The organism is uncultured Roseobacter sp. (genome assembly GCF_947495275.1).
GTDB lineage: Bacteria > Pseudomonadota > Alphaproteobacteria > Rhodobacterales > Rhodobacteraceae > Roseobacter.
Genome location: NZ_CANLYL010000054.1, coordinates 1 through 1,157, shown reverse-complemented (window position 1 = coordinate 1,157; position 1,157 = coordinate 1). Strand labels below are relative to the sequence as shown.

2 protein-coding genes are annotated in these 1,157 nt (G+C 58.0%); both read right to left on the bottom strand.

Features of this window, described 5'->3' with window-relative positions; all coding sequences use genetic code 11:
• Positions 1–117: 117 nt before the first annotated feature.
• The gene (gene comE / locus Q0802_RS24660; RefSeq protein ID WP_298922659.1) at positions 118–672 is read right to left on the bottom strand and encodes a sulfopyruvate decarboxylase subunit beta; all 555 of its coding nucleotides are present in this window, start codon (positions 670–672) and stop codon (positions 118–120) included.
• Positions 669–1,157 (bottom strand): sulfopyruvate decarboxylase subunit alpha (gene comD / locus Q0802_RS24655; protein WP_298922658.1); only part of this gene is annotated, 489 nt, incomplete at its 5' end. The genes comD and comE, both read right to left, overlap by 4 nt.

The following is a 1,157-nucleotide window of genomic DNA, read 5'->3' as shown; positions in this document are numbered from 1 at the left end:
CCGACTTCCCCCCCCGCGGCACCATCGATGTAGTCGAAGACCATCCACGGCAGGCGCCTGCGGGCGAGGCGGCGGGCGTCTGCTGCGGAGTGGATATGGGCGGCGGCGGGCATCGGCTCAGGCCTGAACTGCTTTCATGAACCGATCGCGGATCACCACCGGGTCCATCGTGATCACCGGCAGCTTGATGTTGCCGCTGTCGCATTTGCTCACGATCACGGTCATCTCCTTGCTGTCGATGGCCGCTTGCAGCGCGGCCCCGGTCTCTTTCGCCTTGCAGGTGACGACGTTCTCGCAACCACATGCTTTTGCGACATTTTCCAGCTTGGTTTTCTTGCCTGCATAGGTCGGTTGATCGCCAGTGGAGCCGTAAGAGCCATTGTCGATGATCAGCAGAATATAGTTGTCGGCCACGTTATTGGCGATGGTTGGCAGGGTGCCGAGGTTGGTCAGAACCGACCCGTCGCCATCAATGCTGATGACGGTTTTGTCCTGGGCCAGTGCCAGCCCAAGCCCGATGGAAGAGCTGAGACCCATGGTGCCCAGCATGTAAAAATTGCTCGGCTGATCATCGATCATGTGCAATTCCTGGCTGGGCAGCCCGATGTTGCAGACAACGAGGTGATCGCGCAGGATCGGTGCGATTTCGGTCAGGATTTCAGAACGGATCATTGGTCGCCGTAGCCTCCCCAGAAGGTTGCGTCGGTCAGAATCGCGACCGGTTTGTTGCACATGAAGGTATATTTCAGGATCGCGTCCAACTCGTCCGCGTCCGATTGTTTGTGAAAGTGATAGGTCGGGATGTTGATCTGGTTCAGCAGTGCCTTGGTGTGCACCGCCATCTCGACCTGGCAGGCCACAGGCTCTTTCAACTCGCCACGGTAGGAAATCAGCATCGGCAGCGGCATCCGGTAGAACTGCGTCAGGGTCACCAGCGTGTTGATGGTGACGCCAATGGCGGTGTTCTGCATGATGATCGCAGGCCGCTTGCCGCCCATGAAGGCCCCGGCACAAAGCCCCATGCCCTCGTCTTCTTTGTTCGACGGGATGTGATAAATCTCCGCCCGCGCATCAATCTCGTCAATAACCCCCGCCAACTGCTTGCACGGCACGGTCGTCACAAAATCAACGCCATTACGGACAAAATCATCTACGAT

Bases quoted from the DNA above. Each gene is read 5' to 3' on its own strand.
- comE (WP_298922659.1), bottom strand. From the start codon at position 672: ATGATCCGTTCTGAAATCCTGACCGAAATCGCACCGATCCTGCGCGAT.